The sequence below is a fragment of the Nocardia sp. CDC159 genome, from assembly GCF_023740735.1.
In the GTDB taxonomy this organism is placed as follows: Bacteria; Actinomycetota; Actinomycetes; order Mycobacteriales; family Mycobacteriaceae; genus Nocardia; species Nocardia pulmonis.
The window spans coordinates 249,047-275,491 of sequence record NZ_JAMRXH010000009.1 but is presented as its reverse complement, the minus strand read 5'-3'; the positions used below and the strand labels follow the sequence as shown (position 1 = coordinate 275,491).

Sequence of the window (26,445 nt, the reverse complement as noted above, 5' to 3'; positions counted from 1 at the left end):
CCGCGCCCCTACCGAACCGGTTTCGTCGAGGACACCACTTGCGTGCGATGTCCCGGGGATCCGAAGTCCGTAATTTGACAAGGTCCGGGCTGTCCCACTGGCGGATAGGGGGATTCGCGGGTTCGGACTGGCAATGACAGGAAGGCGGTCGGATGGGGGACGGCAACAGGGTCGTGGATCTGTTGCGAGAGGCGCGAGCACTCGGGCTCGAGGTCGACTCGAAAGCCGCCGAGCGGCGTGCGGACGCGTGTGAGACGGCGATCGTGGAACTGCGGCGGCTGCTGAAGGAGGCGGAGGGGCTGCACTTCGCCCCGCGCGGATTCGGGCCGCTGCCGTCCGGGCGGAAGCTGGCGGCGCGGTTCAACGAAAAGCGTACGGAACTGCGCCGAATGCTCGAGTGGAACATCCGCGCGCTGGCGGAGATGCGGGACACCTTCCGCGAGGCGGGCCGCATCTACCGTGCCGCCGAGGCCCGATCGACCGAGGCGTTCGACCGCATCCTGTCCAGCGCGCCCGCCGGCGGCGACCGGGCGGATGTCCGGCTGCACAACGGCACCACGGTGGAGGCCACCGGAATACGTACGTGGACAAGAAGAGCCGTCGACCCCTCGACCGGTCAGTCCAGAGAACTTCCGTCCTCGCCGTCGAAATACACTGTGAGACACAATATCTACGCCGCTCCGACAGTGGCGGCCGGTGTCCGCACGGATCCTCCGCTACCCGTGGAGGCCGGGGTCGGCCCGGAACAGGTCGAGGGCCTGGCGCACACGATCGACGTCACCGGCGCCGTCGAGGTCGCGGCCCGCTGGTCGAGATTGTCACGGGCCTTGTCGACCGCCTTCACGGAGATGTCCAGCGGAATTCAGCATCGGTCCGACTGGCACAGTGCCGGGGCGGACGCGGCGCGCAAGGCGGCCCGGGAACTCGAGCGGCAGTCCCGCGTCCTGGCGGCCGGGATCACGGACATGAGCGAGAATCTCGAGTACGCGGCGAAGGTCATGTACCAGACCCGGGACTTCATGAACGCCTGCCTGCCGGTGAATCCGCACGAGATCACCCAGGGGCATCCGCTCGATCGCTGGCGGCTGGCCCAGGAGAATCTGAAGGAGGCCAACGAGCTTTTCCGGCGGGTGTATGTCGCGGGCGTCACCGGCGTCTCGGATCAGATGCCGGTCTTGGATGCCGCGGTGCCCCGGATTCCCGGCGCGCCCGGACCGGCAGCGCCACCGGACGCCGGGCCCGGTCCCGGCGGAGGTTCCGGTGGCAAATCCGGAGGGAAACGCGGCCCCGGCCCGGGCGGCAAATCCGGGCCGCGGCGCAAATACCGTCTCCGTAAGGAACCCCAACGCGACCGTGAACGCAAACCCGGCGGCCAGGGACGAAACCGGGTCGCACCCAAACAGCCCCCTGCCAAGCAGCAGCCTCCCGAGCCCTCGCAACCGCGTCAGCAGGACGGGATGCAGCTGGCGCAGGCGCTGCAGCGGGCGTTGCAGGATGGCGGAAAAGCGTTCGACGGAGCCGCCAAGGCGGCATCGCAGGGCTCCGCGATGCCGGGATCCGGCGGTATCGATCCGAAGTCGGGGCGATCGGCGTTGGGCGGCAAGGGCGATGCCGGTTCCGGAGCCGGCGGCGGTTCCGGAGCGGGTCTCGGCAGCGCGGGCCTCGGCTCGAAACCCGAACCGCGCCCGCCGAATCCGCAGTCCCAGCTGTTCCCCCGCGCGTCGGTGACGGGAGCGCCGCCGCCGTCCGCTCCGCAGGCCGGTCCGGCTCCGATGGCGATGCCCGGCGCGCCGGGCGCCGCGGGTGCCGCCGGGCGAGGCGCCCAGCAGGGACAGGACGGCGAGCACAAGCGGCTCGAGGCCCTCACCCATAAGGACAATGCCGAGGAACTGGTCGGGCCGCCCACGACCGTCGTACCTCCCGTCCTGGGGCAATGAACAGCCAACGGTGTCTGAGCGAGGTGGAACTCGTCGCACTGTGGGAGGGCCTGCGGGAAGGAGCACTGCCCGCGCCCCTGATGGCGCTCCCCGCGATCGCGTCCCATGACGGCTGGGAGCGGGCCAAACGCGAGGCTCGCGCCCGGCTCGGCGCCGAGGCGCACAACGGCGTCGGCGATATCGTCCGCACCATGGCCGAGCCGGACATCCGGATCGAGGCCTTCGGCTGGAACGACCGCGCTCCGAAGAACTCCGAGGCGCCGATCCGCCTGCTGGGGGTGCGCAAGGACGCGCACGGGTTCCTGGTGGAACAGCTCCCCGGCGAAAGCGTTTGGCACAGTGGAGGTTTCGCCATCGCCGAATGTACCGCGGTCGAGTTGGCCCGAGCCCTGGCCCAGCACCTGCCGAAGGTCGGGCCGGGTCGCCTCGGCGACGTCGTCCTCACCGGAGACGGCGAATGCGACGATGCCGCCTACGATTACCGGCAATCGGTCGTCGCCGAGCAGACGGTTCACCGTCGCTGCGCGGCCTTCCTGAGCGCGCCGACCTGCGGTCGGGGCGTCGTCGACATCGTGCAGGGCCGATCCCTGTTCGGCCCGCGCGGAATCACCCGGCACCGGCTGGAATGGCGCGATGTCATCGATGACGGTCGCTACGTGATCACGAGGGACAGCGGCCCGTCGATCGCCACCCCGGTCGGCGCCGAGCGGTTCATCGCGATGATCAATTCCAAAGTCGCGGCGGTGGTTCGGGCGATCAAGGACGAACGCGGTGAGCCGCCGAGCTGGTAGGTCAGCGCACTCGCACCGGATCGGGCCGGGCGCCGCGATCAGGATGATGCGCCCGCACCATCTCGACCGACGGCTGCCGCGTGAGCGTCGGTGTTGCCCGATCGGCGCGGCCGCCCGATTCCCGGCGGGGTGTGACGAGGCCGGATTCGTAGGCGACGACGACGGCCTGGGCCCGACTGCCGACCCCGAGCTTGGCCATGACGTGGTGGAGATGCGTTTTGACGGTGCTCGCGCTGACCGACAGGCGGCTCGCGATCTCGGTGTTGGACATGCCGACGCCGACCAGCCGCAGCACCTCGGTCTCCCGGGTGGTCAGCCCTTCCAGCTTCGGAGACGGCCGGATATCCGCGTCGCCCCGCTCGCCGGAGGTCTCGACCCAGCGGCGAGTCACCGGCGGCGCGATCACCATGCAGCCGGTGGCGACGGCCCGTATCGCGGTCAGCACCTGTTGGGGCGAGGCCTCTTTCAGCAGCAACCCCGACACCCCGACCCGCACGGCCGCGCAGACGTACTCGTCGGGTCCGACCGTCGTCAGCAACAGCACGCGCGGCGGGCATACGGTCGCGGCGGCGCGAATCCGCCGCGTCGCGCCGATTCCGTCCAGCACGGGCAGGTGGGTGTCGATCAGGATCACATCCGGCCGCCGAGCGGCCGCCAGCGCGACCGCCTCGTCCTCGGTACCGGCCTCGCCCGCGACGGCGCAGTCCGCACTGGCGGCGATCAGGGCGGCGACGCCACCGCGCACGAGATGGTGGGCACCGACGATCAGTACGCCGATCATCGAGGCCATCCGGACCGACTGCCTGCTTTCGCCGCCCTCATGCCGATACCGATGCGGCACAGCCGAATCCGGGCCCCTCGACAGCGTGCGTCCGCGCGTCCCGCGCGATCGACCGGATGTCTGCCATGACGGTGTACTCCCGAGAGTTCGAAGGATGCCGCGGCGCGGACCCAGCGCCGCATACCGACCATGACTTGGGAGTGCGACGGGGGAAACCGTCCCACCGCGCTTTGGGACAGGTTGGGACATCCCACGTCAGTGACCTGCGGCGATTCCCGGGCGCGACACGGCGCGCCGGTCAGCGCCAGCCGGTGCAGTACTGCGGGGTGCCGACACCGCCCTCGGCCAGACACACCCGGAAGTACGCCCGCTCCACTTGCGTGAACGAAACGCTCACGGGCACCTCGACATTCGGCTCGCAGGCCGTGCCGAGGGTTTGTTCGCGACCGTCGAACCACGCGTGCGCGGTGGCGCAGAGCGCGTGGGGTCGGCGCAATCGCACCGTACCGTGCATGCCGCCGTCGTACGGGCCGTCGCCATGCCAGCTTCGCGTGGCCTCGAACACCCCGCTGTGGGCCGTATCGGTGGTGTACAGGATGTCGGTGAAGGCCATGACCGACATCGGATCCCGCAGCCCCGACGACTTTCCGGGCGCGCTCCGGTCGGCGGACGCCAGTAGCGCACCGGCCACGACGACCGGGACGGTCAGCGCGGCGACGATCCACCACCGGCGGGACCGATGCGTGGCGGTGCCCGCACCGGGCGCGGCCCGGTCGACCGGCTCGCCCTCGGGCACATCACCGGGCGGCGCCGCCGTCGAGTCCGAGTGCTCCACGGCCTCGTCCCAGAGTCGCAGCAGCGGAGCCGGATCCGCGTCACATGCCTGCGCGATGGCCTGGACCGCATCGCGCGGGGGGAGGAGATTTCCCTGCACATAACGCTGCAGGGACGACTTGCTGTACGGAATCCGGCTCTGCAGGGCCGAATAGCTGAGATCCGCGGCGTCCTTGACCCGTCTCAGCTCCGTCGCCAGACGCCGGGCGGCCGCAAGCCGTGGATCCACACCGTTGTCTTCGACCGCCATTTCCCGCCGTTCCACCTGCTGTCGAATTCAGTCTAGTGCGTGGCGGAACCGCTGCGCCGGTTCATGATCGCGGAGTTGGCTACCCGGCCGCCGTCGTCCAGGCGACCGGCACCGCCGCGCGTTTCGATGCGGGCCAGTTGCTGGCCCAGGCACCGGTGGATGCCGTGGCCGAAGGACAGCTGGCCGCGGGCCGTGCGACGCAGGTCCAGGGCGTCGGGATCGTCGAAGCGCGTCAGGCGGCGGCGTGCCGAATGACGATGTTGCCGAAGGCATTACGAGCGAACACCTGCACGACGTCCGTGTCCTCCGTCGGCAGATCGGCCGGTGCCAGCCGATTGTGCGCGGTGCCGTGCTGGGTGGTGGTTTCCACCCGGGCCGCGCTACCCGGGCGGATGCCGACCTCCAACTCCCCCGTGGAGGTTTCCAGTCGCAGCACCCCGCGCGCCGCGTCGCCGATGCGGATATCGCCCTGGGCGGTCTTCGCGGTCACCGAATCACCCGGGTGTTCGATGACGATGTCGCCCAGCGACATTCGCAGATCGCACCGGCCGAGTTCGCCGCTGCCGAACAACCGGCCCACCCCGACGGTCGCCGCGAGCGGGGAGCCGGTGGGCACCTCGACGACCACCTCGATCGACGGATTGCCGCCGAACGGAGCGTGGGTGCGCCACCCTTTCGGCGTCCGCACCGTCAGGGTCCCGGCGCTGAACTCGACCAGCGTCCGCTGGGCCGCGCGTACATCGGCCCTGCGGGATTCGTCGGCCGGTCGGACGTCGACGATGGTGTCGGTGCGGTCGGAGGCGATCACCGTGACGTTCCCGGCGAGCACGTCGACGGTGAGGACGATCGGTTCCGGGGTCGGGAATGCGGGCATGGCGGTACTCCTTCGCCAGGGGAACGGATTCGGTGTGAGTTCTGCTCACGGGACTACGGTCGCGGGTCCGGCTGATACGGACCTGACGCCGACCTGATACCCCCGCTGACGCCGCGATCGGCCACGGCAGAATGGTCCGGGTGCAGATCGGGATGCTGGGACCGCTCGAGATCCGGGGAGACGACGGCGGGTCGATAGAGGTGCCGGGCGCTCGACTGCGGGCGCTGCTGATCGCCCTTGCGCTCGAACCCGGTCGCGCGGTCTCGAAAGCCACACTGGTGGATTGGATCTGGGGTGAGCGGCCCCCGGCCGATGCGGCAAACGCCCTGCAGGCCCTGGTATCCCGCTTGCGACGGGCGCTGCCGGATGGATCGATCGATGTGGGTTCGGGCGGCTACCGGCTGGCGGTGGCGCCCGACGCGGTGGACGCCGTGCGCTTCGAACGGTTGCTCGACCAGGCCCGCGGCGGCGACGACGCGACACAGTCCCGGTTGCTGCGCGAGGCCCTCGAACTGTGGCGCGGTGCGCCGCTGCGGGATGTCGGCGGCCAGGACAGCGAGGCGTTCGACGCGGTGATCGCCCGGTTCGAGGCGCTGCGGCTGGCCGCCCTGGAGGATCGCTTCGAGGCCGAGATCCGCCTCGGCCGGGGTCCGGAGCTGATCGGCGAGCTGAGCGAGGTGGTGGCGCGATACCCGGTGCGGGAACGGCTGATCGCCGCGTCGATGCGGGCACTGGGCGCGGCGGGCCGGGGCGCCGAGGCGCTGATCGTGTATCAGAACGCGCGCGAAACCCTCGCCGACGAACTGGGCGTGGATCCGTCGCCGGAGCTGTCCGCACTGCATGTCGCGCTGCTGCGCGGCGAGGTGGGTGCGCGGCAGGAGGACCGCCGGACGAACCTGCGGGCCGAGTTGACCCGATATCTCGGCAAACAAGCCGATATCGCCGCCGTGCGCGAACTGCTCGCCGACCATCGGCTCACCACGCTGACCGGTCCCGGCGGCTCGGGAAAGACCAGGCTGGCCCTGGAAACCGCGCACACCCTGCTCGACGACCTACCCGACGGGGCCTGGCTGGTGGAGTTGGCCTCGCTGGGCCCGAGCGGTGATGTGGCCCAGGCGGCGCTCGCCGCGCTCGGGCTGCGGGATGCGCTGCTCGGCGGCGCACCGCACGCGCAACCACTGGACCGGCTCGTCGCGGCGCTCCGCGAGCGCGAGACGCTGCTGATCCTGGACAACTGTGAGCACGTGATCGAGGCCGCGGCGGCATTCGCCCACCGGGTGCTCGGGGAGTGCCGGCGGCTGCGAATCCTCGCCACGAGCAGGGAGCCGCTCGGCATCACGGGTGAGGCGCTGTGGCGGGTCGAACCGCTGGCGCTGCCCGCCGAGGACGCGGACCCCGGTGCGATCGCCTCCGCCGCGGCCGTCGCGCTGCTGCGGGATCGGGCCGGTGCGGTGCGCAAGGATCTCGGAAGCGATGCCGCCACGCTGTCGACCATGGCACGGGTCTGCCGGGCGCTCGACGGAATACCGCTGGCGATCGAGCTGGCCGCCGCCCGGTTGCGCACCATGTCGCTGGATCAGCTCGCCAGCCGCCTCGACGATCGGTTCCGCCTGCTGACCGGCGGCAGCCGCACCGCGCTGCCACAGCATCGAACGTTGCGCGCGGTGGTCGACTGGAGTTGGGAGCTGCTCTCCGATGCCGAGCGGATGGTGCTGTGCAGGCTCGCGGTATTCGCGGGCGGGGCGAGCCTGGAGGCCGCCGAGCAGGTCTGCGCGGGCGACGGGGTCGAGCGCGGAGAGGTGCTCGAGGTGCTGACCGCGCTGACCGAGAAATCCCTGCTGGTCCCGGTGGTCGGGGACAGCGGGCCGCGCTACCGGCTGCTCGACACCATCCGGCAGTACGCCCGGGATCGGCTCGCGGAGTCGGGGGATGCGGACTCGGCGCGCCGCGCGCATCTGGCGTACTTCACCGGCCTCGCCGAGACCGCCGAGCCGCGGTTGCGGCGCGCCGAGCAACTGGAGTGGCTCGCCACGCTCGCGGTCGAACACGACAACATCGCCGTCGCGATGCGCGGCGCGCTCGCGGCCGGGGACACCGGTGGGGCGATGCGGCTCGCGGCGGCCGCGGGCTGGTACTGGTGGCTCAGCGGCCACAAGAGCGAGGGGCTGGAGCTGATCACCGCGGCCGCCGACCTGCCCGGCGCGGTGGACGACGATATCCGAGCCATGGTGTACGGGCTGGTCGTGCACTACCTCACCTCGGGACCGAGTGACGAGCAGCGGGTGCGGGAATGGATTCACGAGGCCTACCGGCTCAGCGGGCACAGCCGGGTCCGCTACCCGCTGCTGGGTCTGGTCGGCGCGCTGGAGCGGATGCTGCGGGGACCGGACGCGATGCCGACCGCATTCGAACCGCTGCTCACCGATCCCGATCCTTGGGTGCGTGCGCTGGCCCGGCTGCAGATGGGCAAGATGCGAATCGTGCTCGGGCAACCCGGACGGGAGGCGGACGCGTATCTCTCCCAGGCCCTGGCCGAATTCGAGGAGCTGGGCGAGCGCTGGGGGATTTCGTTCGGGCTGCGCGAGCTGGCGGATCGACTCGCCACGCGCGGCGAATTCGCCACTGCCTGTGCACTTTTCGATCGGGCGATCGCGGTGGTCGTCGAGGTGGGCGCGATCGACGATGCCGTGCGGATGCGGGCGCGGCAGGCCCAGCTGTACTGGCTGTCGGGCGCGGCGGAGGCAAGTTCGGCCGCCATGGCCGAGGCGCAGCGGTACGCCGAACAGTCCGCCTGGCCCCACGCACTGGCCGAACTGGCCATGGCGCGGGCCGAGCTGGCCCGGTGGCGCGGCGACGCCGAACAGGCACGCCACCAGATCGGCATCGCCACAACCACATTGGGCAGCGACGCCGAACAACCGCATATCCGCGCGACGATACACAGCCTGCTCGGCTACCTCACGCCCGGCCTCGCGGAAGCCCGCGCCCACCACACCATGGCCTTCCGGGCGGCAGTCGAGGCGGGACAGCCACAGGTCCTCGCCCAGATCCTGGTCGGGATCGCGGATCTGGCGCTGCGCGGCGAGCATCCGGAGCGGGCCGCGCGGCTGCTCGCGGCCAGCGCCGCGGTACGCGGGCTGCGCGATCGTTCCCAACCGGACGAGGACCGGATCGAGCGGACCGCCCGCGACAGCCTCGGCGATGAGCGCTTCGCCGCGGCGACGCGGCTGGGAGCGCGGACGAACTGGCAGGAACTGGCCGCGACCGCGCTCGCCGGATGAGGCACCGCCCTAGGATCGGGGCAGGAGGAAGACGGCATGGGATTCGAGCAACAGCGTGGGCCGGGCGGCGCGGCGCGTGCGAGCGGCGTCGCGATCTGGGCGGTGGCGTTGTGGGGCGCGCTCGCGGCGGTGCTCACCGCGCCCGTGGCCGCGGGGCTGATGGCGAGCGTCTACCGGTTCCCCATTCCGTTCGGCGATTATGCGCGGGGTTTCGGGGACGCGCTGAACGCGGCGGCGGCCGCGGTCTTCTATCTGATCGTCGGGGGCGGGGTGGTGCTGGCGGCGCTGGGTGGAGTCGCCGGTGCGCTCGTCGCGCGCCGCGGTGGCGGACTGATCCGCTCGCTGGCGCTCACGGTGGCGGCCGGTTTCGGCCTGGCGCTGGTGGGGGCGCTCGGGCTGGCGGTGCTGGAGCGGTTCATCGGCCCCTGGTGACGATAGGGGTTTCTATCCGGAAGGGTTCGGCAATAGTGTCGTCCGTGAGCCCAGCCGCCGATATTCGCCATCCAGCGATGATGCGTCCCGAAAAGGTTGTGCAGGACTACATTTCGCCATGAAGATCGCACTTCTGCTGGTCGGTGGCAACAGTACCGGGAACGGGTGGACGCAATGAGGTAGACCCTGCCTCATCGATCTTTCACGGTCGTGAAAGATCTTGTCGCAGAACGTAGATCGGTTTGGTCACCGTGACAAATGTTTTGCGACAGCAAGTTTCGGTCCCGATGCGTCGCTGTGCATGTTTCCATCGCGAGTATGAAACGCATGCACAAGAGGGCGGCACGCTACACCGCCCTCACGGTAATCGCCCTATGTTCAACGGTTTTCGCCGGTACCGAGGCGCTCGGCCAGCCGCCCGCGCCGAGTGGGCCGGATCTGTCCTCGGTCCCCAAGCAGATCCTGAAGGATCCGCGGGGGGAGGTCCTGCTGGCCGTGCCCGAGCAGCCGCTGCCGATCACACCCGGCATCCCGTCGGCGGCCGGGACCGCCGCACAGGCGCATGCGGACGGCATCCGGAAGGTCTTCGGTCAGGTCGGCACCCTGGTGGTGGATTCCACCTTCGCGGTGGGTGAGGGGTCCACGGTCCGGCTGCGTCAGGAGATCGACTCGGTGCCGGTGTTCGGCGCCTCGGTGTCGCAGGCGCTCAGCGGCAGGGGCGCGCTGCTGTCGGCGACCGGCGCGCTGACCCAGAAGGCCGAGGGCAAGTACCGGTCCAAGACGCCGTCGGACAAGGTCGGCGCGACCGCGGTGAAGGCGGTCGCGGATCAGTTCGAGGCGCCGGCCGACAAACTGACCGCGGCCGAGACCAAGGCCTACTGGTACGACGCCAAACTCGCCGCCAAGGACGAGGCCAAGAGTGTGGCCGTACCGGCGTACAAGGTCGAGGTCAAAGGTGACGGCAAGGATATGCCGGGGCTGTGGACCGTCTTCGTCGGCGCCAACGATCTGAAGGTGCTCGACAGCTGGGACGAGGCCAAGCACGTCAACCGGGTCGTCTGCGATGCCAACAGCAAGCGGGTGAACCTCAACAGCCCCTACGACCCGACGGCGTGCGGCACCCGCACCGGGTTCCAGTCACGCCGGTCCGAGGGCCAGGGTCCGGTCGGTATCGCCGATGTCGACAACATCTACAACTACTTCGGCAATACCGAATCCTTCTACGCCCGCTACACCCGACTGGGCAGCCTGACCAACCTCATCGGCTCCGACACCGGTGACGGCAAGGGCAAGGCCCTGCGCGGCACCGTCCGCCTCTGCACCACCACCGAATGTCCGTACCGCAACGCCTTCTGGACCGGCGATCACATGGCCTTCGGCAGCGGTCTGGCCACCGAGGACATCGCCGCGCACGAGCTCACCCACGGTGTCACCCAGCACACCAGCGGACTGGTCTACCGCAACGAGCCCGGCGCGATCAACGAGTCCATGTCCGACGTGTTCGGCGAGCTCACCTTCCTGGTCGACACCGCCAACCCGTGCAACACCGCGGCCAACCGGTGGCAGCTCGGCGCCTGCAGCGCCATCGGGGTGATCCGGGATATGAAGAACCCCAACAGGTTCCAGGATCCCGACACCTACCGCGGACCGTACTGGTACACCGGCACCGGCGACAACGGCGGCGTGCACATCAACAGCGGCGTGAACAACCGGGCGGCCAGCCTCATGGTCGACGGCGGCACCCTCAACGGAGTGACCGTCACCGGCATCGGCATCGAGAAGGCCGCGGCGGTGTACTGGACCACGCAGACGATGCTGACGTCCAACTCCGGCTACGCCCGGCTGGGCACCGCCCTGGCGGCGGCGTGTGACGCCAATGTGCAGAACAAGGTGGCGGGCACCACGGCCGCCGACTGCACGCAGGTGCGCAACGCCGTGAAGGCGACCAAGATGCCGGTTCCGGCAACCGCGTCCTGATCATCCGTTCCCACTCGTTGGCCCTGGCGCCTCACCGGCTCGTCGCCGGTGAGGCGTTCGACGTCGCGGGAACGAAAATGCCGTCGCGCGAAGCGATCCGACGCGGCTATGGTCGCGCACATGGTGGTGGCGAGACAGGCGGTCGTGGCGGATGCGGCGGAATTGGTGCGGCTGCGGGCGGTGATGCTCGAGGCGCTGGACGGGCCGGTCGACGATACGGTGGACTGGCGCGCGCGAAGTGCGGAGATGCTGCGCAAGGACCTCGACGATCCGCATGGGCCGGTGGCGGCGTTCGTGGTCGATCGCCCGGACGAACCCGGCACGATCGCGGCCTGCGCCATCGGCGTGATCCACCAGTTCCTGCCCTCGCCGAACAACCCCGCGGGCACCAGCGGCTATGTCTACAGCGTCGCGACCGAGGACGCGTATCGGCGGCGCGGCTACTCGCGGGCCTGCATGCTCGCCCTGCTGGACTGGTTTCGCCGCCGAGAGATATCGTTCGTCGATCTGAATGCCTCCGAGTTCGGCGAACCGCTGTATGCCGCACTCGGTTTCGTTCGCCACTCCGACCCGTACATGCGCCTACGCCTGCGGTAACCCGAAGCGCCGCACTCTTTCCACGACTTCGCACCCGCTGTGGCCGCCCGCAATCGGTGCGAGAGGCGAGAAGGGGTGCGGATCAGGCGGTGGTGGCGGAAATCGGGTCGGGCACGATGTCGCGGGTGGGGCCGGTGCCGACGGCCGTGGCATGGGCGTCGACGTTGAGGTTCTCCTCGCCGCGCATGGCCGCCTCGCAGCGGCGCGCCAGATCGTGGCGATCGGTTCCCGCCTCCTCCAGCGGCAACAGAACAAGTTCGGCGACAACGCCTTTGGACCGCAGCACCCGGCGAGCCGAATCGAGGAAGGTGTCCACGCCGACGAAACCGGGCACGGTCGACAGCTCACCGTCGCGGTCGAGGTAGCGCAGCCGGATCGGCTGGACCGGGCTGCCGGAGTCGACCGCGGCCTGGAACAGCGCCGGACGCGGGCGACCGTGCGCGCGGCCGCACCAGGTGGTGCCCTCGGGGAACATGGCGATCCGCTCCCCCGCCGCCAGCCGCGCCGACATCGCCGCGATCACCTCCGGTAGCTGCCGCAGCCGTTCGCGCTCGATCGGGATGACCCGCATGAACCGCGCCAGCCCGCCGAGCAGCGGCCAGTCGATCAGATCGGCCCGGGCCACGAAACCCATGGGACGCACGGCCGCCAAGGCCAGCACATCGGTCCAGCCGACATGCCCGGCGACCACGAGCAGGCCGCGAGCGTCGTCGTCGGACCGGGACGTACGCTCATCGATCACCCGCAGCCGAATCCCGCAGCAGCGCAACATCGTACGGGCGTAACGCCGGTGCAGCCGGGAACGGCGGCGCTTCGGCGTGACGAGATTGATTGCCGGAAAGGAGAACAGCAGGCCGACGACGCCGAGCACGCGCGCCCCCGTGCGGACGATTCCGGCGGCATCGGCGATGTCGACGCAGCTCGGCCCGCACGGGCTCGACGGCATCCACGCGTGCACGGGTGCGGCCGGTGGACACGACAGCGATCCGGTGGTGGGTGACAGCAGTGCGGGGGTCATGTTCACCGTCCGTCGAAGGTGTTCGCGGCGCTCTGCAACCGCTCCAGGTAGCGGGTGTTGATGGTGTCCAGGCCCAGCAGGGCCACGAAGTCGGCGACGGCGAAGGCGGGATCGTGCGCGGGCTCGCCGCAGATCTCCGCGCCCAGGCGTAGATAGCCGCGCAGCAGCGGAGGCAGCTTCGGGCGCGCGGGCGGTTCGAGTTCGTCGAGGGTGCGACCGTCGACGACCACGGGATGGTGCGGGCGCACCCGCTGCGTGGGATCGCAGGCGTGCTTGGCCAGCAACAGATCTCGCACGCCGCGCACATTCACACCCGGCGCGTCCGCGGCCGTCTCGCGCATCGGCACCGAGACGCAGCCCATCACCCAGTCGTAGCCGGTGAGCTGGATGTAGTGCAGAATGCCCGCCCACATGAGGGTGAGCACCGAGCCATTGCGATGGTCGGGAACCACGCAGGCCCGGCCCATCTCCACGATCCGGCGACCCGCGGGATCCATATCGGTGAGATCGAATTCGGTGGCGGTGTAGTACCCGCCCGCCGCATCCACCTTGTCCGGCGGCAGCATCCGGTAGCAGCCCACGAACTGCTCGGTCAGTTCGTCACGAACCAGCAGATGGTCGCAGTGCTCGTCGAACCGATCGGCATCGAGCCCCTGGTCGTTCTCGGGAATATCGAATCCCGGCTCGGAGGCGAACACCTGATAGCGCAGCCGCTGCGCCGCCGTGCGATGTTCGAGATCCGACGACACCACGAGGGAGTACTGCGGCCGCCCCACCCCTGCGTCCGCACGCCCCCCGGTCAGCACTGACGTAGTAGTCATGACCTGATCAAGCCAGTCCCAATCGGCCCCGGGGCGACCGCGGAGTGTCGATCGGATGCCAGTCGGGTGAACGAGATTCCCGTCACACGCAGCGTTCACCGAGACGATGCGTCAGGTTCGCCCAGTTTGCTCGATGCACACTTTTCAGCGGCGATTGGCGCTGAGCAGGTCCATGCCGAGCGGTGTGCACTGGTGCCAGACCGCCTTGCCGTCGCGCTGGGAGGTGATGAGCCCGGCCTCTCGTAGGGCCTTGGCCTGCATGGACGCGGCGCCGACGGTGAGGCCCAGTTCGGAGGCGAGTTCGGAGGTGGTGCGTTCGTGGATTACCGATTGCAGGGCTCGGGCGCGGGTCACGCCGAGGAGGGCCGCGATCGAATCCGGCGGGTCGCCCTCGCCGTCGACCAGAGGCAGCGGGGTGGTGGAGGGGTAGACCAGCAGCAGGCGGCCGGTCGGGAGGAAGGCGACCAGGGGATGGTCGGCCCACAGCAGACTGGGGTACAGGGTGATGCCCTGGCCGGTGGTGGTGACGGTGAGTTCGTGCGGGGATTCGGCCTCGAGCGTGGTGCCGTTCCAGCGGATCGAGGTGTCGGTGCTCGTCAGGGCGGCGCGCAGGCCGTGGCGGGCCAGAATGCGCGATCGCCAGGCGGTTTCGGCGTTGAAGGCGCTGCGCAGGCGCGGCCAGTGTCGGGCCAGCACGGTGGAGTATCCGGCCCGCAGCGCGTGTTCGAGATCGCTCCACGCCTCGCGGTCCTGCTCGGCCAGCAGCCGTACCCACGGGGTCTGCTCGCGATCGATCGAACACATTCGCCGCACCTGGGCCGATACCACCTCGCGCGGGGTCGACATCACCATGTCGATGCCCTCGTCGACGTTCGGCGTCGGCGGCTCGAGGAAGTCGGGTCCCGTGCCCAGCGGTGAAATCAGTTGTAGCAGTGGGCGAGCCCGCATCGGCAGGGTGCGCGACAGCTGACGCCGCCAGGGCGCGAAGATGGGATGGGAATCTCGCCGCTGCAGCATGGCCACCGCGATCGCCAACTCCGTCAGCGGCAACGGCTGTTCGGCGATGGAGACCCGAAGAAGATCATCTGCGGTGCAATGGATTCGCAACATTCCGCGCCACCTTCGACTGCGACCCTTCAGCCAGAGCTTAAACCATCGCACCCACTCCGAACAGCGTGAAAACATCGCTGCAAAGGGGAAGAGCCGGAAGGGTTTTCAGACACCTCCGGAGCACCGCTACGAGGGGAGCCCTCCGCGCCGGGCAGGCCGGATCGGAGGACGGCGGCGCGGGTCACAGCGGGTTGTTCGGATCCCGCTCCGGCAGCGGCCGTTCCACGATGTTGGGGCGGCCGAGGGGGTTGCGCACCCGCCGCTTGGCCGCTTGATAGACCTGAATCGTCTCGGCGGCCACCACGTCCCAGGCGAAGTCGGCGGTCAGGCGCTCGCGGGCGGCGTGGGCGCGCTGCTGGGCGGCGGCCGGATCATCGAGTACGGCGGCGACCGCCTCGACCAGTCCGTTCACATCCGCGGGCTCGAACGATGCGCCGGTCACGCCGTCGATCACCAATTCACCCAGCCCCCCGGCGGTCGAGGTGACCAGCGGGGTGCCCGCGGCGGCGGCCTCGAGGGCGACGATGCCGAACGGCTCGTACCGGCTGGGGAGCACGATGGCGTCCGCGCCGTGCAGCCAGCCCAGCAGTTCCGCGTGGTCGAGGCGGCCGATGAAGTTCACCGAGCGGGCCACCCGGTGCACCCGGGCGCGCTCGCGCAGCCAGTCGAACTGGGTGCCGACCCCGGCGACGGTCAGCGTGGTGCCGGGATGCGCGCGGCGAATCCGGGGCAGCGCGGCGATCGCGTCCTGCACACCCTTCTCGTATTCCAGCCGCCCGACATAGAGCAGCCGCGGCGGCCCCGGGCGCGGCGCGCGGTCGCGAAAGGTCCACGCGCCCACATCGATTCCATTGGGAATGACGGTCACCGGCACGAGTTCGGGACCGTAGAGCCGCTCCACCTCGTCCTGCATCGACGCCGAACACGTGATGAGCGCGTCGGATTCGCGGGCCAGCCACCATTCCACCGAGTGCACCTGCCGGTTGACCCGCCCGGACACCCAGCCGCTGTGCCGGCCGGCCTCGGTGGCGTGGATCGTCGACACCAGCGGCACGTCGTAGTGTTCGGCCAGGGCGATGGCCGGATGCGCGACCAGCCAGTCGTGCGCGTGCACGAGATCGGGGGTCCAGCCCTCGGCGATGCCGGGCTTGCTCAGCGCGATCCCGGCCCGGACCATCGCATGCCCCATGGCCAGGGTCCACGCCAGCATGTCCTCGCCGAAGTCGAAGCACGGCGGATCCTCGGCGACCGCGACGACCAGCACCCGATCCTCGATGAAGGTGTGGGTGGGATGGGTCGAGGAGTCGGTGCCCATCGGGCGGCGCGCCAGCACGACCACCTCGTGGCCCGCGGCGGCCAGCGCGGTGGCCAGGTGGTGCACATGGCGGCCCAGCCCGCCGACGACCACCGGTGGGTACTCCCACGACACCATCAATATCTTCATGCGGGTCCTTCGAGGCGGCGCGCGTCGAGCGCCGGGAACAGTCCGTCGGCCGCGTACCATCCTGCCGCCAACTGCCCGGCTTTGGCGAGTTGGCCGCCCGCGACGGCGGCGGCGATCTCCCGGACGGCATGAGCATGCTGATGCGCGCGATCGCGAGCGTAACCGGCCGCGGAGTCCTTGCTGACCATAAAGGCCCAATCACTGGACACGGCGAGAATCGCCTCACGCAGCAACTGATCGGCGACCGAGTCCCGTAAGCCGTCGGTCTGTACCCGCATCTTGTCCAGGGTGTCCAGGGCCAGCCGCACGACCTCGGCGTTCAGCTCCACCAGGTCCTGCACCTGCTCCCCCGCCCACACCCGCCAGTCCTTGCCCGAGCCCCACGACGAATCCGCCAGTTGCACCGGTTCGCCCACGTAACCGCGGGCTCGGGCGTCGGCGAGGGTGCCGACGGTGACCCCCGCCTCGGGCAGTGCGCGCAGCACCTGCTCGAGCCACTGCGGACCCTCGTGCCACCAGTGCCCGAACAGTTCGGTGTCGAACGCGGCCACCACCAGCGCCGGGCGGCCGATGCGCGCGGATTCGCCGATCAGTCGCTCCCGCACGGTCCGCACGAAATCCTCGACATCGCGGGCGACCGCGGCCGCGGCCAGTTCGGGGTCGTAGGGCGCCTTGTCCGGACCGGCCACCTGCTTGCCGGTGACCCGGGCGGGCTTGAGGCCGGTGTCGTGGTCGTAGTGGTGGAAGTCGCGGTAGTAGGGCTGGCCCGGATAGCCGGACTTCGGCGACCACACCCGGTAGCTGACCTGCAAATCCCGGCCGAACGCGAGCACCTGCGAATCCCATACCGGGCGGCCCAGCGTGGTGTCGCCGCGCAGCGCCGGGCCGTCGACCATGAAATGCGTCACACCCGCGGCGGCATAGGTCGTTTCCATACCCGGTGTGAAGCCGCATTCGGGGGCCCAGATGCCCGCGGGCGTATGCCCCCAGCGCTGCCGGGCATCGGCCAGGCCCTCGGTGAGTTCGAATGCGCGCAGCCGGGAATCCAGCAGCGGCTGGAACGGATGGGCGAGCGGACCGCCGAGCAGTTCGATCGCCTCGGCGTCGATCAGCTCGCGCCAGACCGGTGAGCCGCCGTGCCGCCAGCGCCGTTCGAAATCGGCCAGCGCCGCCGTCGCGAGCCGGTGCTCGTAACGGCCGAGGTTGTGATTGCCCGCCAGCGCCGCCTCGTCCGCGCGCAGCCGCCAGTTGCCCAGCCAGTGGTGCATACCCGCCAGGCAGTGCGGGTCGTCGAGCTGGGCGGCCAGCACCGGGGTGATGCCCAGGCTCAGCAGATGCGAACGACCCTCGGCGGCAAGATTTCTCAGCACCTGGGCCACGGGAAGATAGGAGGCGGCCCAGGATTGGTAGAGCCACTCCTCGCCCACGGGCCAGCGCCCGTGATGAGCCAGCCACGGCAGGTGGGAGTGCAGCACCAGGGTGAACTGGCCGGGTACGGCGTTGGCACTCACCGCTTCACCGCGCTTCGGGCTTCACCGCGACGGCCACCAGATCGAGGCTGGCGTCGATATCGTCGGTGCGCAGCGTGAAGTCCTCGGTGCGCACGGCCGCCACATCGGCGGCCAATTCGGCGGGCCAGGGCTCACCGGCCAGCGCCCGCTGAATCTGCGCATCGATGATCGATCCGCCCCACTTGGCGTCCAGCGCAACGAGTTCCGGGCCGTGGTGCACGCCGGTCATCAGCTCGACCCGGAAACCGGCCTGCTCCAACAGCTCCGACAGCTCGGCGGCGTTCAGCTCGCGAGTGTGGAAGGGGTTCAACGGCGTATCGCGCCCCGGCGAGAAGGTGATCCGGTTGGGCGTGCTGATCAGCAGCGTCCCGCCCGGACGCAGCACGCGCAGGCATTCGCGCAGGAACTGCGCCTGATCCCAGAGATGTTCGATGACCTGGAAATTGACCACCACATCGATCGAGCCGTCCTCGAACGGCAGTGCGGCCAGATTGCCCTGAATCATCTCCACCCGCGGATAGGCCGCGCGCACATGCTCGACCGCGCCGGTGTCGTAGTCCAGTCCGATCACCCGGGCGGCGACATCGGCGATCATGTTCGCGCCGTAGCCCTCCCCCGATCCGGCCTCCAGCACCACCCGGCCCGCGCAGCGCTCGAGCAGCCGCGCGTAGACGATCTCGTGGCGCCGGAACCAGTAGTTCTCCTCGGGAATCCCTGGCACCGTCCGCTCACCGGTCAGCGGCAGCGGATCCACGGGAAGGGCCTCACTCATTCGGTCGACGTTAGCGGCTGGCTGTATCACACCGGGACTCGGAGTGGTGATGCAGAACATCACACCGTAAGTTACCCATGAGTAACTTAACGTAGGGTAATGTCCGTGCACGAGCTATTTCGTGGACGTACGGCCCGATCGTGCGACCCCACCCACGTGCCACCAGAACAGGAGGTCGACGAAGACCAATGCCGAACATCGTCGTACTGATCAAGCAGGTTCCCGACACCTGGTCCGAGCGCAAGCTGTCCGATGGCGACTACACCCTCGACCGCGAGGCCGCGGACGCGATTCTGGACGAGATCAACGAGCGCGCCGTCGAAGAGGCCCTGCTGATCAAGGAGGCCCAGGGCGGCGAGGTCACCGTGCTCGCGATGGGTCCGGAGCGGGCCACCGAGGCCATTCGCAAGGCGCTGTCCATGGGCGCCGACAAGGCCATCCACGTCAAGGACGACGCGATCCACGGCTCCGACGCCGTGCAGACCGCCTACGTGCTGGCGGCTGCGCTGGGCCAGGTCGAGGGTGTGGAGCTGGTCATCGCGGGCAACGAGTCCACCGACGGCCGCGCCGGCGCCGTCCCCGCGATCATCGCCGAGTACATCGGCATCCCGCAGCTGACCCACCTGCGCAAGCTGACCGTCGATGGCGACAAGGTCACCGGCGAGCGCGAGACCGACGAGGGCGTGTTCAAGCTCGAGGCCACCCTCCCCGCCATCGTCTCGGTGAACGAGAAGATCAACGAGCCGCGCTTCCCGTCCTTCAAGGGCATCATGGCCGCGAAGAAGAAGGAAGTGCAGACCTGGACCCTGGCCGACCTGGGTGTGGACCCGTCGACCGTGGGTGTGGCCAATGCGGGCTCCGCCGTCTCCGGTGTCACCCCGAAGCCGCCGCGCACGGCGGGCGAGAAGATCGTCGACGAGGGTGAGGGCGGCCAGCAGATCGCCCAGTACCTCATCGGCCAGAAGATCATCTGACGCCCACCGAGCCGAACGAACTTCCAGGAGAGAGAACAATGGCAGAAGTACTTGTGCTCGTGGAGCACGCCGAGGGCGCGCCGAAGAAGGTCACCACCGAGCTGCTGACCGCCGCCCGCACGCTGGGTACCCCGTCGGCCGTCGTGCTGGGCGCGCCCGGCACCGCCGACAAGCTGGCCGATGCCCTGACCGCCGCCGGCGCCGAGAAGATCTACGTCGCCGAGTCCGACGACGTCGAGGGCTTCCTGGTCACCCCGAAGGTCGACGTGCTGGCCGGGCTGACCGAATCGGTCTCCCCCGCGGCCGTTCTCGTGGCCGCCTCGGCCGAGGGCAAGGAGGTGTCGGGCCGCCTCGCCGCCCGCATCGGCTCCGGCCTGCTGGTCGACGTCATCGATATCAAGGAGGACGGCACCGCCGTGCACTCCATCTTCGGTGGCGCGTTCACCGTGGACGCCAAGGCCACCGGCGATGTGCCGGTGATCTCGGTGCGCCCGGGCGCGATCGAGGCCAAGCCGCAGGCCGGCGCGGGCGAGAAGGTCACCGTCGAGGTTCCGGCCCAGGAAGAGGGCGTCACCAAGGTGACCGCCCGCGAGCCCGTCGCCGGTGGCGACCGCCCGGAGCTCACCGAGGCCACCATCGTGGTCTCCGGCGGCCGCGGCGTGGGCAGCGAGGACAACTTCCACAAGGTCGTCGAGCCGCTGGCCGACGCCCTGGGCGCCGCGGTCGGCGCCTCGCGTGCCGCCGTCGACTCGGGCTACTACCCGGGCCAGTTCCAGGTCGGCCAGACCGGTAAGACGGTCTCCCCGCAGCTGTACATCGCGCTGGGCATCTCCGGCGCCATCCAGCACCGCGCGGGCATGCAGACCTCGAAGACCATCGTCGCCGTCAACAAGGACGAAGAGGCGCCGATCTTCGAGATCAGCGACTACGGCATCGTGGGCGACCTGTTCAACGTCGCCCCGCAGCTGACCGAGGCCGTCAAGTCCCACAAGGGCTGACGCCCCAGGGCATTCGGTTGCCCGCCTCCGCAAGCCCCGGCCGTTCGCGGCCGGGGCTTGCGGCTGCTCAGCGCTTGTTGGTGATGATGCCGATGGCCGTCGGGACGCACAGGGCCAGTCCCCACGGCGCGGCCACCCAGAACGGCCAGAAGTAGCCCGCGCCGGTGGCCAACCAGATCACCACACACAGGATGTTCACGAAGACCCACGGCGTCCACATGATGTAGACCCACTGCGGCACCGTGCCGGACCTCTTCTGGATGTTGCGCAGATCGCGCTGGACCGGGAGGTCGGACAGCACGGGCGACAGTTCGCCGTAGGTGCGGGCCGCGTAGACCTGCTGGATGCGCTCGTCGAATTCGTGCAGGGACAGCCGCCCCTCGTCCACCGCGAGCCGCAGCCGCGCGACGATCTTCTCCCGGTCGGCGTCGGAGGCCCGCACGTTCTCATTCCCCACGTCGGCCAGCGTAGGGCGGAAATTCGATTGCCCACAACGATTCCGATCGGAAAAGGTGGTGGTCATGCCGATCGCGCTGCCGCCACAGGTCGAACGAATGATCCGCACCTACTTTCCGACGCGCGGTGAGCAATGGCTCGCCGACCTGCCCGAACTGGTGGACAAGCTGTGCGGGAACTGGGGACTCGAGGTGATCGGGGACCCGTTCGGCGGCGGCACGCATTCGTTCGTGGCGCTGGTGCGGCGCGGCGACGGGTCGGTGGCGGTGCTGAAGGTTCCGGTGGTCGATGTGGAGAACCAGGGCGAGGCGACCGGGCTGTACTGCTACGACGGCGACGGCGCGGTGCGGCTGTACGACTACGATCCGGCGAGCGGGGCGATGCTGCTGGAATGGGCGCGCCCGGGCACACCGCTGCTGGAGCAGCCGGGTGCGCCGAGCCTCGAGGGCCGCGCGGAGCACATCGACCGGATCGAACTGGCCTGCGGGCTGTATCGGCGGCTGCGGCGGGCGCCGATCGATGTTCCGGCACACTTTCCGCAACTGCCCGAGGTGGCAACGGTGGTGGCGGACTGGACAACTCGCTTCGGTAACCCGGAACTCGCGCTCGCGCAGGCGGTTCCGCAGCGGTTGCTGGAGCACGCCACCGCGCTGTGCTCGACCCTGGCCACGCCGGACGGACCGCCGCTGATCGTCAACCGCGACACCCACCTGGGCAATATCGTTGCCGCCGAACGCGAACCCTGGCTGCTCATCGATCCCAAGCCCTATCTGGGCGAGGCCGCCTTCGACGCGGGTTACCTCGCGCTGATCCAGGTGGAGGCCGAGCCCACCCCCGAGCACGCGACGGCGGTCGTCAGGCGGACCGCGGCGGCCCTGGAGCTGGACCCCCGGCGCGTCCGGACCTGGGCCTTCCTGCGCAGCATGGAGGAGGTCATGTGGTCGGTCGAGGATAGCGATCCGCCCAGCCACACCTTGTATCTGGCTATCGCGCAAGCCCTTGTCATGTCATGAACCGGCGTCGCCCGTTCGCCTCCGGGAAGCCTTGCGGGCAAAGGCTTTTTGGTAGACGCCGTCAGGACACCGTTGGGTCGCACATTCGTAACGAAAAGGTCGCTGCCAGACAGAATTGCTGATAATGTCTTGCCGTCGAGTGCCGGGAACCGGTCTGTACGTTGAGCGCTTCGCATCCCGGACACGTGGTCGGTGCACTGAGGAAGGACGGGCGGCCGGGCTACCGGCGACGAGGAAACCTGATGAATCAATCTACCGCCGTGACGATTTCGTGGATCCTCGCCGCCTTCGCGTTACTCGCCGTCGCCGCGGCACTGGGCGCGGCCTTCTATGCCGTGCAACAGCGCGCCCGCGCGGCCCGCGCCGAGCGCGAGCTGGACACCCGGCTGGCGGAGGCCGAGCAGACGCTGCACGCCCGCGAGGACGATTTCGCCCACGCCTTGCGCGCCCGCGAGGACGAACTCGACCGCGCACTACAGGTCCGCGACGACGAGCTGGAGCACTTCGCCGCCAATACGATCGGTTACGTGGCCGATGCGGTGCGCCGCGCGGAGAGCCCCGTGGAGTTGCAGATCGGCGGCGACGATCGATTCGCGCGCACGCTGCAGTCGGTGGCCGATCGCTTCGCCGAGGAGCTGCGCGCCATCGCCGACGATACCGAGCAGCGGGTGCGCGCGGAGGCGGAATACGCCACCCAGCAGGCGGTTTCGGCCGCCCAGGCGAATACCCGGGCCGAACTGGAGACCTCCTCGCGCGAGGCCACCAGCGCCGCCGTGCGCGCGTTCGGCACCTCGGTGGTCAGCCTCGGCGCCGACGTGAGCCAGGTGGTGAGCGCCGCGCTGCGCGCCCACCGCGGTGACGAGGTGTACGAGACGCTGACCCGGATCGACCACAGCGTGCAGCAGATGATCCGCCAGGCCCAGTCCTATGTGATCGTCTGCGGCGGTCTGCCCGGCCGCCGGTGGCCGCAGCAGACCCTCACCGACGTCGTGGGCGGCGCGGTCGGCCGCGTCCGCGACTTCACCCGGGTGCGCCCGCATCAGCTCGATCGCGTGGTGATCAGCCGCGCGGTGGAGCCGCTGGTGCACACGCTGGCGACGTTGCTGGACAACGCGCTTCGCTATTCGCCGCCCACCTCGTTCGTGGACGTGACCTTCCAGGAGGGCCACCACGGCGTCACGGTGATCGTCGACGACGCGGGCGTGCGGATGAACGCCGAGCAAATGGAGGACGCGCGCCAGGTGCTGGCGGGCGAGAAGGTCGTCGACATCCACGCCCTGGGCCCGTCCCCGCGCGTCGGCTTCCCCGGCATCGCCGCGCTGGCTCGCCGCTACGGCTTCACCGTCTACATCGACGGCCCGAACGCCTATGGCGGCATGCGCGCCATGGTCTACATCCCCGAGGCGCTGCTGGCCCAGCCCGCGGCCCCGAAGGTCCCGGCCGAGCTCACCGCGCCCCCGCAGCCCGCGGCCCTCGCGGCGGCGGGCGAAAACGCCGCGACCCCGGCCGTTTCCGAGCCGGCGGGCCGCCCCCGACCGACGGTGGTCCCGGCGACCGCCGAGACGGCGTCGGACGCCCCGACCGCACTCCCCCGGCGCACCGCCGCCGCCCCGGTCGCCGGAATCTCCTCCTCCCCAGTACCTTCCGCGGAGCTCACCCGGCCCACCGCGGTGCCCGAACCGGCGGGCGATCCCACGCCGACCCTGATCTCCGCTCCCGTCGCCCCCATCAGGCCCGCGCCGGAACCGACAACGGACGCGTCGGACCACGAGTCGACCGTGCACGACATCACCCCCGGCGGGCTGCCGCGCCGACGGCGTCGGACCGTCGCGGTCTCCACGCTCACGCGCGGTTCGCGCACCGATACCGAGCTTCCCCGAACCGATATCGCCGCCGCGTGGCACAGCGGCTCCCAGAGTGGCCGTGCCGCCGCATTCGATCACACCGAAGGGATGACATCCTGATGGGCACACCCGTGACGGCCGTTGCCGACGGCACCAACAAGCTGGCCTGGATGCTCGAGGACCTCGCTGTTCCCGGCGTCCGGTTCGCCGTCCTGCTCTCCGAGGACGGGCTGCGCATCGCGCACCAGGGTCGGATCTCCATCGACGACGCCGAGCGGTTCGCCGCCGCCGCCTCCGGCCTGCGGTCGCTGGGCAAGGCGCTGGGCGAATTCGCCGGGCCCGCGAATGTGGTGCGACAGAACATGACCGAGTACGACAACGGGATGATCTTCATCACCGCGGCCGGGGAGGGCGCGCTGATCGGGGTCTCGGCCACCGGCGAGGTGGACGTCAGCCTGATCGCGCACCGCATGAACGAGCTAGCCGCGCGGGTCGGCCGCGAACTCGGCGCCCTTCCTCGCCACCGGTAAGCCGCCGGTCATGCGGCACCGACGTGATCCCGATCTGGTCCGGGCCTATGTGCGTACCGGTGGGCGCTCCCGTGCCACCCGGGAACTGGACCTGGTGACCCTGGTTCTCGCGGCGAACGATCCGGCCCCCGGCATCGGTCCCGACGCCCGCCGGGTCATCGGTGTGTGCAGCCGACGCGGCGCCCTGTCGATCGCCGAGATCGCCGCCTATCTCGACCTGCCGCCGTCGGTGGTGAAGATCCTCGCATCCGACCTCCTCGACAGCGGCCACCTGGTCGTCCCCGCTCCGGCCGAACCGATGCCGGAACTGGCCCTGCTCGAGGAGGTACTGAATGGGCTCCGCGCTCTCGCCGTCTGAGCGCCCGATCGCCCCGCCCGAACGCACCGTCGACTACGTCCCCGAGACCGTCACCAGATCGGTGAAGCTGTTGGTGGCGGGCAACTTCGGCGTCGGCAAGACCACCTTCGTGTCCAGCGTCTCGGAGATCAAGCCGCTGCGCACCGAGGAGACCATCACCGAGGCCAGTGTCGGCGTCGACGATATGGCCGGGCTGCCCGGTAAGCAGACCACCACGGTCGCCATGGATTTCGGCCGCATCACGCTCAATCCCACGCTGGCGCTGTACCTTTTCGGCACGCCTGGTCAGCAGCGGTTCGTACCGCTGTGGGAGGAGCTGGCCCGCGGTGCGCTCGGCGCGCTGGTGCTGGTCGACACCCGGCGCATCGAGAAGGCCGACGAGGTGCTGGCCACTCTCGAGGAGCGCGGGGTGCCCTATTCGGTGGCGGTCAACGAATTCGAGGGCGGGCCGCGCTATCCGCTCTCCGAGATTCGCGACGCCCTCGACCTCACCCCCGACACCCCGCTCACCGCGCTGGACGCCCGCGAGCGCCTGGGCTGCGTCGAATCGCTCATCACGCTCGTCGAATATCTGTTCCACCGCCTGGAGTCTCGTTCCTGACCATGCCCGATCCGACGCACACCCGAACCCCGCACGGCTCGCCGATCGACAGCGACGGCCCGCGCATTCCGATGTACACCGAGGAATTCGCCGCCGACCCGCACGCGGTCTACCGCGAGATGCGCCGCAGATTCGGGTCGCTGGCGCCGGTCGAGCTGGCCCCGGGCGTGCCCGCCACGCTGGTGATCGGCTATCGCACCGCGGTGCGAATCCTCAACGATCCGGAGCACTTTCCCGCCGATCCCCGCACCTGGCAGAAGACGGCGCCGCCGGACAGTCCAGTCATGCCGATGCTGGAGTGGCGGCCCAATGCGCTGCGCAGCGCGGGCCTCGCGCACACCCGCTACCGCGAGGCCAATGTGGCCGCCATCAACGCGGTGGACCTGCATGCGCTGCATACCGTGGTGGAGCGCATCGCGGTACCGCTGATCAACGACTTCTGCGAGGCGGGTGAGGCGGATCTGGTGATGCAGTACGCATTCCCGCTGGCGTTCGAGGCGATCAACGCGCTGCTGGGCTGTCCGCCCGAGATCGGGCAGCGCATCGCCGAGGGACAGGCCGCCATCTGGGACGGCGTCAATGCCGACAAGGGCAATCTGATGATCGGCGAGGCGGTGCTGGAGCTCACGCAGCTCAAGCGCGCGCATCCCGGCGACGACATCGTCTCGCGGCTGGTCGCCCATCCGGCCGCGCTGAGCGATGAGGAGATGTGTCATCAGATCGTCACCCTCTACGGCGCGGGCATCGAACCGGCGAAGAACCTCATCACCAATACGCTGCTGCTGATGCTCACCGACGAGCGCTTCGCGGGCGGCCTGCTCGGCGGGGCGCTGTCCAGCCGCGACGCCATCGACGAGGTGCTGTTCACCGACCCGCCCGGCGCGAACTACTGCGTGAGCTATCCGCGCCAGCCCATCCTCATCGACGACGTCTGGCTGCCCGCGCACCAACCCGTGGTGATCAGCATGGCCGCCTGCAACAACGATCCCGCCGTCGGCGCCCGCGAATTCATCGACAACCGTTCGCATCTCGCGTGGAGCATCGGGCCACACGCCTGCCCCGCGCGATCGGCGGCCTATCTGATCGCTCAGGACGCGATCGATCAGCTGCTCGACGCGCTACCGGAAATTCGTCTGTCCGTACCGAATTCAGCGCTGCGGTGGCGGCCCGGGCCGTTCCACCGGGCGCTGGCGACGCTGCCGGTCGTCTTTCCGCCGAGTCCTCCGTTGAACATCACGTAA

The 26,445-nt window shown here is 69.8% G+C and carries 24 protein-coding genes and 1 pseudogene; 14 read left to right on the top strand and 11 right to left on the bottom strand.

What is annotated here, in order from left to right:
* The first annotated feature begins 152 nt into the window (after positions 1-152).
* Both NDR87_RS21540 and NDR87_RS21535 read left to right on the top strand, forming a co-directional pair.
* The gene (locus NDR87_RS21540; RefSeq protein ID WP_251914816.1) at positions 153-1,937 is read left to right on the top strand and encodes a hypothetical protein; all 1,785 of its coding nucleotides are present in this window, start codon (positions 153-155) and stop codon (positions 1,935-1,937) included.
* Positions 1,934-2,728, top strand: coding sequence for an ESX secretion-associated protein EspG (locus NDR87_RS21535; protein WP_251914815.1), 795 nt, complete (start codon positions 1,934-1,936; stop codon positions 2,726-2,728). The genes NDR87_RS21540 and NDR87_RS21535 overlap by 4 nt, the downstream gene beginning before the upstream one ends.
* Position 2,729: 1 nt before the next feature.
* On the opposite strand, the gene NDR87_RS21530 is transcribed toward NDR87_RS21535, so the two are convergent.
* The 4 genes and pseudogenes from NDR87_RS21530 to NDR87_RS21515 form a co-directional block, all read right to left on the bottom strand.
* Positions 2,730-3,518: a response regulator transcription factor gene (locus NDR87_RS21530; RefSeq protein WP_251914814.1), complete on the bottom strand. Its 789-nt coding sequence runs from the start codon at positions 3,516-3,518 to the stop codon at positions 2,730-2,732.
* Positions 3,519-3,807: 289 nt separating this feature from the next.
* Positions 3,808-4,593 (bottom strand): helix-turn-helix transcriptional regulator, encoded by a 786-nt coding sequence (locus NDR87_RS21525; RefSeq protein WP_251914813.1) that lies wholly within the window; start codon positions 4,591-4,593, stop codon positions 3,808-3,810.
* A gap of 110 nt (positions 4,594-4,703) precedes the next feature.
* Positions 4,704-4,835: pseudogene (locus NDR87_RS21520) on the bottom strand (cytochrome P450); the annotation flags it as partial.
* Positions 4,826-5,467: a hypothetical protein gene (locus NDR87_RS21515; RefSeq protein WP_251914812.1), complete on the bottom strand. Its 642-nt coding sequence runs from the start codon at positions 5,465-5,467 to the stop codon at positions 4,826-4,828. The pseudogene NDR87_RS21520 and the gene NDR87_RS21515, both read right to left, overlap by 10 nt.
* Positions 5,468-5,598: 131 nt before the next feature.
* Here NDR87_RS21515 and NDR87_RS21510 point away from each other — a divergent pair, with 131 nt between their 5' ends.
* The 4 genes from NDR87_RS21510 to NDR87_RS21495 all read left to right on the top strand — a co-directional run bounded on the left by NDR87_RS21510 (position 5,599) and on the right by NDR87_RS21495 (position 11,754).
* Positions 5,599-8,748 (top strand): BTAD domain-containing putative transcriptional regulator, encoded by a 3,150-nt coding sequence (locus tag NDR87_RS21510; RefSeq protein ID WP_251914811.1) that lies wholly within the window; start codon positions 5,599-5,601, stop codon positions 8,746-8,748.
* 36 nt (positions 8,749-8,784) lie between these two features.
* Entirely contained in the window at positions 8,785-9,180 is a 396-nt protein-coding gene (locus tag NDR87_RS21505) for a hypothetical protein (protein WP_251914810.1), read from the top strand.
* Positions 9,181-9,498: 318 nt separating this feature from the next.
* Positions 9,499-11,157, top strand: coding sequence for a M4 family metallopeptidase (locus tag NDR87_RS21500; RefSeq protein ID WP_251941196.1), 1,659 nt, complete (start codon positions 9,499-9,501; stop codon positions 11,155-11,157).
* A 120-nt stretch (positions 11,158-11,277) separates the two neighbouring features.
* On the top strand, positions 11,278-11,754 hold the full coding sequence (locus NDR87_RS21495; protein WP_251914808.1) for a GNAT family N-acetyltransferase: 477 nt from the start codon (positions 11,278-11,280) through the stop codon (positions 11,752-11,754).
* A gap of 82 nt (positions 11,755-11,836) precedes the next feature.
* Here NDR87_RS21495 and NDR87_RS21490 read toward each other — a convergent pair whose 3' ends face one another.
* The 6 genes from NDR87_RS21490 to NDR87_RS21465 all read right to left on the bottom strand — a co-directional run bounded on the left by NDR87_RS21490 (position 11,837) and on the right by NDR87_RS21465 (position 18,430).
* Complete coding sequence (locus NDR87_RS21490) at positions 11,837-12,772, bottom strand: 1-acyl-sn-glycerol-3-phosphate acyltransferase (protein WP_251914807.1); 936 nt, start codon at positions 12,770-12,772, stop codon at positions 11,837-11,839.
* A 2-nt stretch (positions 12,773-12,774) separates the two neighbouring features.
* Positions 12,775-13,593 carry a GNAT family N-acetyltransferase gene (locus NDR87_RS21485; RefSeq protein WP_251914806.1) on the bottom strand — a complete coding sequence of 273 codons (819 nt, stop codon included), beginning with the start codon at positions 13,591-13,593 and terminating at the stop codon, positions 12,775-12,777.
* Positions 13,594-13,737: 144 nt separating this feature from the next.
* Positions 13,738-14,703: an ArsR family transcriptional regulator gene (locus tag NDR87_RS21480; protein WP_251914805.1), complete on the bottom strand. Its 966-nt coding sequence runs from the start codon at positions 14,701-14,703 to the stop codon at positions 13,738-13,740.
* Positions 14,704-14,884: 181 nt separating this feature from the next.
* Positions 14,885-16,147: a glycosyltransferase family 4 protein gene (locus NDR87_RS21475; protein WP_251914804.1), complete on the bottom strand. Its 1,263-nt coding sequence runs from the start codon at positions 16,145-16,147 to the stop codon at positions 14,885-14,887.
* The gene (locus NDR87_RS21470; protein ID WP_251914803.1) at positions 16,144-17,658 is read right to left on the bottom strand and encodes a glycoside hydrolase family 57 protein; all 1,515 of its coding nucleotides are present in this window, start codon (positions 17,656-17,658) and stop codon (positions 16,144-16,146) included. Before NDR87_RS21470 ends, NDR87_RS21475 begins: the two co-directional genes overlap by 4 nt.
* A gap of 4 nt (positions 17,659-17,662) precedes the next feature.
* Positions 17,663-18,430 (bottom strand): bifunctional 2-polyprenyl-6-hydroxyphenol methylase/3-demethylubiquinol 3-O-methyltransferase UbiG, encoded by a 768-nt coding sequence (locus NDR87_RS21465; protein ID WP_251914802.1) that lies wholly within the window; start codon positions 18,428-18,430, stop codon positions 17,663-17,665.
* A gap of 188 nt (positions 18,431-18,618) precedes the next feature.
* On the opposite strand from NDR87_RS21465, the gene NDR87_RS21460 reads away from it, so the two are divergent.
* Together NDR87_RS21460 and NDR87_RS21455 are read left to right on the top strand one after the other, a co-directional pair.
* Positions 18,619-19,404 carry an electron transfer flavoprotein subunit beta/FixA family protein gene (locus tag NDR87_RS21460; RefSeq protein WP_251914801.1) on the top strand — a complete coding sequence of 262 codons (786 nt, stop codon included), beginning with the start codon at positions 18,619-18,621 and terminating at the stop codon, positions 19,402-19,404.
* 38 nt (positions 19,405-19,442) lie between these two features.
* Complete coding sequence (locus NDR87_RS21455) at positions 19,443-20,402, top strand: electron transfer flavoprotein subunit alpha/FixB family protein (RefSeq protein ID WP_251914800.1); 960 nt, start codon at positions 19,443-19,445, stop codon at positions 20,400-20,402.
* 67 nt (positions 20,403-20,469) lie between these two features.
* Here the strand turns inward: NDR87_RS21455 and NDR87_RS21450 are convergent, their stop codons facing one another.
* On the bottom strand, positions 20,470-20,859 hold the full coding sequence (locus NDR87_RS21450; protein ID WP_251914799.1) for a DUF1707 domain-containing protein: 390 nt from the start codon (positions 20,857-20,859) through the stop codon (positions 20,470-20,472).
* 64 nt (positions 20,860-20,923) lie between these two features.
* Here NDR87_RS21450 and NDR87_RS21445 point away from each other — a divergent pair, with 64 nt between their 5' ends.
* The 6 genes from NDR87_RS21445 (at position 20,924) to NDR87_RS21420 (ending at position 26,445) form a co-directional block, all read left to right on the top strand.
* The gene (locus tag NDR87_RS21445; RefSeq protein ID WP_251914798.1) at positions 20,924-21,871 is read left to right on the top strand and encodes an aminoglycoside phosphotransferase family protein; all 948 of its coding nucleotides are present in this window, start codon (positions 20,924-20,926) and stop codon (positions 21,869-21,871) included.
* A gap of 242 nt (positions 21,872-22,113) precedes the next feature.
* Entirely contained in the window at positions 22,114-23,835 is a 1,722-nt protein-coding gene (locus tag NDR87_RS21440) for a sensor histidine kinase (protein WP_251914797.1), read from the top strand.
* Positions 23,835-24,245, top strand: coding sequence for a roadblock/LC7 domain-containing protein (locus NDR87_RS21435; RefSeq protein WP_251914796.1), 411 nt, complete (start codon positions 23,835-23,837; stop codon positions 24,243-24,245). The genes NDR87_RS21440 and NDR87_RS21435 overlap by 1 nt, the downstream gene beginning before the upstream one ends.
* Before the next feature lie 10 nt (positions 24,246-24,255).
* On the top strand, positions 24,256-24,603 hold the full coding sequence (locus NDR87_RS21430; RefSeq protein ID WP_251914795.1) for a DUF742 domain-containing protein: 348 nt from the start codon (positions 24,256-24,258) through the stop codon (positions 24,601-24,603).
* Positions 24,578-25,204, top strand: coding sequence for an ATP/GTP-binding protein (locus NDR87_RS21425; RefSeq protein ID WP_251914794.1), 627 nt, complete (start codon positions 24,578-24,580; stop codon positions 25,202-25,204). Before NDR87_RS21430 ends, NDR87_RS21425 begins: the two co-directional genes overlap by 26 nt.
* Before the next feature lie 2 nt (positions 25,205-25,206).
* Positions 25,207-26,445 (top strand): cytochrome P450, encoded by a 1,239-nt coding sequence (locus NDR87_RS21420; RefSeq protein WP_251914793.1) that lies wholly within the window; start codon positions 25,207-25,209, stop codon positions 26,443-26,445.

What these genes read in the sequence shown, in the direction of transcription:
- NDR87_RS21435 (WP_251914796.1), top strand. Translation starts at nt 23,835, where the DNA reads ATGGGCACACCCGTGACGGCCGTTGCCGACGGCACCAACAAGCTGGCC.
- NDR87_RS21445 (WP_251914798.1), top strand. Translation starts at nt 20,924, where the DNA reads ATGCCGATCGCGCTGCCGCCACAGGTCGAACGAATGATCCGCACCTAC.
- NDR87_RS21475 (WP_251914804.1), bottom strand. Translation starts at nt 16,147, where the DNA reads ATGAAGATATTGATGGTGTCGTGGGAGTACCCACCGGTGGTCGTCGGC.
- NDR87_RS21490 (WP_251914807.1), bottom strand. Translation starts at nt 12,772, where the DNA reads ATGACCCCCGCACTGCTGTCACCCACCACCGGATCGCTGTCGTGTCCA.
- NDR87_RS21495 (WP_251914808.1), top strand. Translation starts at nt 11,278, where the DNA reads ATGGTGGTGGCGAGACAGGCGGTCGTGGCGGATGCGGCGGAATTGGTG.
- NDR87_RS21530 (WP_251914814.1), bottom strand. Translation starts at nt 3,518, where the DNA reads ATGGCCTCGATGATCGGCGTACTGATCGTCGGTGCCCACCATCTCGTG.
- NDR87_RS21540 (WP_251914816.1), top strand. Translation starts at nt 153, where the DNA reads ATGGGGGACGGCAACAGGGTCGTGGATCTGTTGCGAGAGGCGCGAGCA.
- NDR87_RS21505 (WP_251914810.1), top strand. Translation starts at nt 8,785, where the DNA reads ATGGGATTCGAGCAACAGCGTGGGCCGGGCGGCGCGGCGCGTGCGAGC.
- NDR87_RS21515 (WP_251914812.1), bottom strand. Translation starts at nt 5,467, where the DNA reads ATGCCCGCATTCCCGACCCCGGAACCGATCGTCCTCACCGTCGACGTG.
- NDR87_RS21510 (WP_251914811.1), top strand. Translation starts at nt 5,599, where the DNA reads ATGGTCCGGGTGCAGATCGGGATGCTGGGACCGCTCGAGATCCGGGGA.
- NDR87_RS21500 (WP_251941196.1), top strand. Translation starts at nt 9,499, where the DNA reads ATGAAACGCATGCACAAGAGGGCGGCACGCTACACCGCCCTCACGGTA.
- NDR87_RS21480 (WP_251914805.1), bottom strand. Translation starts at nt 14,703, where the DNA reads ATGTTGCGAATCCATTGCACCGCAGATGATCTTCTTCGGGTCTCCATC.
- NDR87_RS21535 (WP_251914815.1), top strand. Translation starts at nt 1,934, where the DNA reads ATGAACAGCCAACGGTGTCTGAGCGAGGTGGAACTCGTCGCACTGTGG.
- NDR87_RS21425 (WP_251914794.1), top strand. Translation starts at nt 24,578, where the DNA reads ATGGGCTCCGCGCTCTCGCCGTCTGAGCGCCCGATCGCCCCGCCCGAA.
- NDR87_RS21460 (WP_251914801.1), top strand. Translation starts at nt 18,619, where the DNA reads ATGCCGAACATCGTCGTACTGATCAAGCAGGTTCCCGACACCTGGTCC.
- NDR87_RS21420 (WP_251914793.1), top strand. Translation starts at nt 25,207, where the DNA reads ATGCCCGATCCGACGCACACCCGAACCCCGCACGGCTCGCCGATCGAC.
- NDR87_RS21465 (WP_251914802.1), bottom strand. Translation starts at nt 18,430, where the DNA reads ATGAGTGAGGCCCTTCCCGTGGATCCGCTGCCGCTGACCGGTGAGCGG.
- NDR87_RS21430 (WP_251914795.1), top strand. Translation starts at nt 24,256, where the DNA reads ATGCGGCACCGACGTGATCCCGATCTGGTCCGGGCCTATGTGCGTACC.
- NDR87_RS21440 (WP_251914797.1), top strand. Translation starts at nt 22,114, where the DNA reads ATGAATCAATCTACCGCCGTGACGATTTCGTGGATCCTCGCCGCCTTC.
- NDR87_RS21485 (WP_251914806.1), bottom strand. Translation starts at nt 13,593, where the DNA reads ATGACTACTACGTCAGTGCTGACCGGGGGGCGTGCGGACGCAGGGGTG.
- NDR87_RS21455 (WP_251914800.1), top strand. Translation starts at nt 19,443, where the DNA reads ATGGCAGAAGTACTTGTGCTCGTGGAGCACGCCGAGGGCGCGCCGAAG.
- NDR87_RS21525 (WP_251914813.1), bottom strand. Translation starts at nt 4,593, where the DNA reads ATGGCGGTCGAAGACAACGGTGTGGATCCACGGCTTGCGGCCGCCCGG.